Origin of the sequence: Synechococcus sp. H60.3 (assembly GCF_047462295.1) — a bacterium.
GTDB lineage: Bacteria > Cyanobacteriota > Cyanobacteriia > Thermostichales > Thermostichaceae > Thermostichus.
Window position 1 is genome coordinate 1 of record NZ_JANSIY010000048.1, and the last position, 5,336, is coordinate 5,336.

Below are 5,336 nucleotides of genomic sequence, written 5' to 3' on the forward strand. Positions count from 1 at the left end.
TTAAGTAGCTTATCCCCGGGCATAAATGCTGGGGCCTGCACCACTTTTTTCCGGTCAATCGTGGCACAGGGATCCGATGCGGGCGCGGCAGGTGGCGATTTCTTCGGGGGTGAGGTTGTCCCAGTTAACATCGCGGCGCAGCACCAGGCCGTTGTGGCCGGTGATGAAGCGGGGCAGCTCGGCTTGGTCGATCACGCTCAGATCCCGCATGTGGTAGGTGGTGTAGTAGGTAACCTCCGGAGTGTCGAAGTCCACATCGATGAGGGTGAGAGTCTTGCGGGGAGGCAGGGGGCTATTCAGGAGGGGGCGGGGGCCGGCGCCAAGAATGCCGCAATGGAGCAGTTGCAGTTGTCCCTTGTGGCCGGGATAGTAACCGTGGTGGTGGCCGCTGATGTAAGTGTGGACGCGATATTTCTCCAGCAGGGCCCGTTTGGCGTCTGCCTCTAGCAGCACTTCTCCCGGATCGTCACGCCCGACGGTGATGGCGTAAAGCGGCAGGTGGCCGATGACGATGCGCAACTTGGCCTTCTGGGCTCGTTCACTGGCCAGTGCTGCTTCCGCCCAGGCCATCTGTTCCGGCGGGATGTAGTTGCAGGTGGCGTCCCAGACTAGGTAAAACACCCCGTCTTTTTCGAAGGTGTAATAAAAGGGAAAGTCGCCTCGATCCACAAAGTTCAAACCGGGATCGTGGGCCGGGTCGTTCCAAAACTCGCGGGCCAGATCCCGTTCTTTTTGGAAGAGAAAACCGCCCCGCGTGGTGCGGGCACAGGACGCATCGTGGTTGCCCAGCGTGAAGCCGTAGGGCAGTTTGGCAGCACGAAGCGGGCCGGCCACATGCCGGTCGAAGGCTGCCCACATGGCACGGATGCGCTCCTCCGAGAGGCGGGGATCTTGCCCGGCCACCATGTCCCCTCCGCCCAAGACGATATCCGGCTGGAAGTAGGGGATGAGGCGGATAGCCCGATCCACCTCTGGGTCGTAGTCCACCGAGCCGTAGATGCCGTTTAGGTCGCTGAGCACCATTAGGCGGAGGTCGCGGCGGGCTGGGATGTAAAGGCCCTGGGGAGCTTCTGGATGGGGGACAACCGTGGGCGTAGGTCGAGGGGTAGGGGGCGCCGCCCCTCCCACCACCGCGGACAGAGGTACCGCAGTAGGACGCTGCCGACTGGCCCAATAGGCCCCCACCAATCCACTGCTGCCGGCTAGTCCCAAAAAGCCCAAGATCATTTGGCGCCGCCGCATCCTGCTTCTCCTCAACACCCCAGCGGTATTGTAGAAGGGATATCGTCAATAATTGACCCCACTTCTTCTGCACACTGCTTGGAGAGGTCTATGCCAGCGGAGATTTTGCAACAAATCTTCAGAAACTTCGACTTGCAAATGTTAGACTAGTACAAATGAGCAACTGGCTATCTCAGACTCGGTATGACTTGAGGTTTGCCCATGCCTCGCCCTGTAGACTCTTTGGAAGCTGCTTTGGAGCGATGCCGGGAGTGCAATCTGCGCCTTAGCCGGCAGCGTCGTTATATTTTGGAACTGCTGTGGCAATGCGGCGAGCACCTTTCCGCTCGAGAGATCTACGATCGCCTCAATCGGCAGGGCAAGCCCATTGGCCACACATCCGTCTATCAAAATCTGGAGGCCCTGGCCAGCCACAACATTATCGAGTGCCTGGATCGCGCCGATGGGCGCCGCTACGGCAATCGTACCCATCCTCACAGCCATGTCAACTGTCTGGACAGCAACCGCATTCTGGACGTGGATGTGGAGCTGCCGCCGGAGCTGCTGGCCCAGGTAGAGCAGAAGACAGGCACTCGCATCCAGAGCTACCGCATCGAGTTTTTTGGGGTGGAGAACCAGAGCTAAGCCGTAGCGGCTTGGGTAGAGCAGAAGGGATCCCGGCTTGTTCTGGAGAAGGCTGAACCGCTGTCAGTAGGCCCGGTTCTGGCCCTTGCTAATCTGGGACTGGATTTGTTCCAGCGAGCTGGCCGGAGCCAGACACTTGCTGCCCCAGCACACCAAGCCTAGCGCCCCTTCTGGCAGCGGCTCCGCTTCCGTGGGCAGGGCGAAGACAGTGGTGGGCCAAGAGCGCTGCTGCAGCGCAGCAATGTGCTCGGCCTCTAGGGTTGCTTTCACCCAGTTGCTGTACCAATCCAAGCCGGCAAAGAGGCTGGGGCAGGTGCGCGGCTGGGTGCTCATGACATGGGCAAAGGTTTTCAGGGCCTGCTCTGCCCGCTCCAAGTAGTCCAGATCTCCGGTGATGGCAGCCAGGCGCACCAGGTTGGCGATAGCCACCCCATTGGCCGCGGGCGTGGCGTTGTCCTGAAATTCTTTCTCCCGCACCAACAGTTCAGGGGCGCTTTGGGCGTCGCTGACAAAGTACCCCCCTCTGGCCTCATCCCACAGTCGTGTGTCCATCTCCTGCTGCAGCCGAATGGCGGCCTCCAGCCAGTCCTGGGAGCTGGGATCCCCCCCCAGCGGCAGGCAGGTCTGGTGCAGATCCAACAGGGCCTTGATCAGCAGGGCGTAATCTTCCGATTGGGCAGGTACCTGGGCTGTGCCATCGTAGTTCAACCGCAGCAGGGATCCCGTCTGGGGGTGGCGCTGCTGGCTGAGGATGAATTGGGCAGCCCGCAGGGCCAACTGCAGATAATCCTCGTCGCCAAACACCTGGTAGGCCCGCGCCAGTCCAGAGATCATCAGGCCGTTCCAGGAGACGATCATCTTGGTATCAGTGACGGGCGGAATGCGTCCTGGCCAGGATTGCTGGCGGGCCGAGCGGGCATCTACCGCAGGTGGGAAGGGAGTTCTCCGCTCTGTGGAGCCGTAGCGGGCTTGAAACAGATGGGTGGTCAAGGCGGTCTCTACTTCCGGCGGCAGTTCCCCCCCCTGTTTGCGCTGCAAGACGATGCAGCCGGGCCGATCGGGGAAATTGGGCGACAAGAAAAAAGCCTGCTGCAGGGCGCGGAAGGTTGCTTCATCCAGCAGATCCTGCAGCTCCTGCCAGCGCCAAACGTAGAACTCGCCCTCCTCCGGCTCGTCGTCCTCCGCCCGGGCAAAGCTGTCGGCATCCTGGGCAGCGTAGAAATATCCGGCAGGGGCAGTCATCTCCCGCGCCACCCATTCCACCGTCAGGCGCACCGCCCGCTCGATAGCTGGATCCTGGATCCCGTGGGCCCACAGCTCAGAGAGAAACTCCAAGATCTGCCCGTTGTCGTAGAGCATTTTTTCAAAGTGGGGCACCGTCCAGGTGGGATCCACGGTGTAGCGGTGAAACCCGCCGGCCACATGGTCGAAGATCCCTCCCAACACCAAGGCCATCCCTCGCTCCTTGGCCCGTTCCAGCGCCGTTGGCGAGCCAGGGATCCCTTCCGGTGGGTCGAAGCGAGCTGAGCGCAACACCAACTGGGCGTAGGGCATCATGGGGAACTGCTGCACCGCTCCGGCGTTGCTCAGCAAAGGTTGGATTTTGGGGATCCCGGAGCGCAACAGATCAGGGGGAATATGGTCTTCCGGCACCAGGTCACTGAGGGTGGTCAGGGCCGCCAAGATTTGGCCCTTCATGGTCTCGATTTTGTCTTTTTCCTGGCGGTAAAACTGGAGGATGCGCTGCAGTACGGTCAGAAACCCCGGGCGGCCAAAGCGGGGCTCCACCGGAAAATAGGTGCCCGCATAGAACGGCACCAGGTCCTCGGGCGTGAGGAAGACATTGAGGGGCCACCCCCCCTGCCCACTCATGAGCTGCAGCGCCTGCATGTAGATGCTGTCTAGATCAGGCCGCTCCTCGCGATCCACCTTGATGGGCAAAAAATGGGCATTGAGGAAGGCGGCGATCTCCGGGTTGGAAAAAGCCTCCCCCTCCATGACGGTGCACCAATGGCAACTGGAATAGCCGATGGACAGAAAAATCGGCTTGTCCTCAGCCCGGGCTTTCTCCAGAGCTTCCGGGATCCAAGGCCACCAATCCACCGGGTTCTCGGCGTGCTTGCGCAGGTAAAGACTGGAACACGTGGCAAGGCGATTGGCCATAGGTACACCCTCTCACCCTTTTTGCTTTAGGCTAGCGCGTCCTCTCCTCAAGGCCGAGCTAACCCACTGTTGTTCAAGATACACTCACCCACGCCTCCCCCTTGCCCCGGGGATCCCCTTTCAAGCCTGCGCCTGTTCGGCAGGGGTCAGCAAGAGCTCCGGCGAGCGACCGTACAAAACTAAAGTGGTGCTGGGGTTTTCCACAAAGCCGATCTGCTCGTAAAAGCCACGCTGATGGGTGGTAAACAGGTAGATGCGCTCCACCGACTGCAGGTGGGGATGGCTGATCAGGGTTTCCACCAGCTTGCGCCCAATGCCCTGCCGTCGATACTCGTGATCAACCACAATGTCCCAGAGGACAGCCCGGTAAACCCCGTCAGAGGTAGCGCGACCAAAGCCAATGAGGCGCTCCCCGTCCCAGACGCTGACCACCGGGTGGCTGTGGGCGATGGCCCGTTCCATCTCTTCCCGCCGGCGATTCTGGGCCCAAAAGGCGTTGCGGTTCAACAACACTAGGAGTTGATCCAGATCCAGATCGTCTCGCTTCAGGGAGAAGCGAATGTTGCGGTTGTCCACCGGCTGATGAGAGAGAACGACGACAGACTCGAGGGAGGGATCGGACATGAAGCAGACCTTGGGCAACAGGGAAGGTTAGCAACGGTTGACTGGGCAGCAGAAAACTGCAGCAAGATCGAGGCTAGCCAGTGGAGGCATTGTCGGCGGCCCGCGCCGCCTGCTCCAAAGCATAGGCTTTGAAGCGCTCCAGGTCCGCTTGAATGGTACTCTCCACCACTTTGCCCACAAACAGGCTGTCCAAGATTTTGCCGAGGAGTCCCGGGATCTTGTAGGCCACCGACAGCTTGACAATAGTACTGCCCTTGCGATCGTAAAACCGCAGCGCCCCCCGATTGGGAAGCCCTTCTACCGATTGCCAGCCAATGTGCTGATGCTTCACCACCGTATGGGTGCGGGAGATCCAACTGAAGGTGAGGCCGCGCGTATCCAGCGTCCACCGCGATAGCTCGTGATCCAGCAGTTCCACTGAGCGGATCCACTTCATCCAGCGCGGCATGAGGGCAAGGTTGGCCCACAGCTCCCACACCTGCTCGATGGGAACCGGCACCTCCACCTGACAGGTGTGCTCTAACCAATCGGACTCGGACATGGGGCCTCCCACACGACATTCGGCAGAACTATCCCAGGGCTTGGCCACAACGCCTCCGGGCGGGATCCCTGCCTTTACAAAGTTTCACACTGACCTAAGATAGCATTATCGGCCTCATGAAAGTTTGGGGCTCCGCGCTTTT

General features: G+C 60.4%; 5 protein-coding genes. 1 reads left to right on the top strand and 4 read right to left on the bottom strand.

From position 1 onward, the window contains the following. Positions 1 to 54: 54 nt before the first annotated feature. On the bottom strand, positions 55 to 1,242 hold the full coding sequence (locus tag NW841_RS06845; protein WP_414385935.1) for a metallophosphoesterase family protein: 1,188 nt from the start codon (positions 1,240 to 1,242) through the stop codon (positions 55 to 57). 201 nt (positions 1,243 to 1,443) lie between these two features. Here NW841_RS06845 and NW841_RS06850 point away from each other — a divergent pair, with 201 nt between their 5' ends. Beyond that, positions 1,444 to 1,866, top strand: coding sequence for a Fur family transcriptional regulator (locus NW841_RS06850; RefSeq protein ID WP_414365609.1), 423 nt, complete (start codon positions 1,444 to 1,446; stop codon positions 1,864 to 1,866). Positions 1,867 to 1,929: 63 nt separating this feature from the next. Here the strand turns inward: NW841_RS06850 and NW841_RS06855 are convergent, their stop codons facing one another. From NW841_RS06855 to NW841_RS06865, 3 genes are all read right to left on the bottom strand, one after another. Beyond that, positions 1,930 to 4,029 (bottom strand): thioredoxin domain-containing protein, encoded by a 2,100-nt coding sequence (locus NW841_RS06855; protein ID WP_414385936.1) that lies wholly within the window; start codon positions 4,027 to 4,029, stop codon positions 1,930 to 1,932. Between the two features lie 120 nt (positions 4,030 to 4,149). Beyond that, positions 4,150 to 4,653 (bottom strand): GNAT family N-acetyltransferase, encoded by a 504-nt coding sequence (locus NW841_RS06860; RefSeq protein WP_414365611.1) that lies wholly within the window; start codon positions 4,651 to 4,653, stop codon positions 4,150 to 4,152. Positions 4,654 to 4,726: 73 nt separating this feature from the next. Beyond that, the gene (locus NW841_RS06865; protein WP_414385937.1) at positions 4,727 to 5,194 is read right to left on the bottom strand and encodes an SRPBCC family protein; all 468 of its coding nucleotides are present in this window, start codon (positions 5,192 to 5,194) and stop codon (positions 4,727 to 4,729) included. Positions 5,195 to 5,336 lie beyond the last annotated feature (142 nt).